Origin of the sequence: Tessaracoccus caeni, from assembly GCF_029211185.1 — a bacterium.
GTDB lineage: Bacteria > Actinomycetota > Actinomycetes > Propionibacteriales > Propionibacteriaceae > Arachnia > Arachnia caeni.
This window is the reverse complement of the sequence record NZ_JARGDO010000077.1, coordinates 1-255: the sequence shown is the minus strand read 5'-3', so window position 1 is coordinate 255 and position 255 is coordinate 1. Positions and strand designations below refer to the sequence as shown.

Sequence of the window (255 nt, the reverse complement as noted above, 5' to 3'; positions counted from 1 at the left end):
ACGCCCGCCACGTGAAAACCGTTCCCGGCCGTAAAACCGATGTTAACGACGCTACCTGGCTCGCTCAGATCGGAGCCCACGGACTCGTGCGTGCGTCCTTCGTGCCACCACCTGAGATCCGTGAACTGCGTGACCTGACCCGAACCAGGGCCACCATCACCCGTGACCGGGCCCGCGAGATCAACCGGCTGGAGAAACTCCTCGAAGGCGCAGGTATCAAACTCTCCAGCGTCGTCACCAACCTCACCGGGGTCT

At 62.7% G+C, this 255-nt stretch carries 1 protein-coding gene; it reads left to right on the top strand.

Going from position 1 to position 255, the window contains the following annotated elements:
* Positions 1-255 (top strand): IS110 family transposase (locus P0D62_RS19280; RefSeq protein WP_275704095.1); only part of this gene is annotated, 255 nt, incomplete at both ends.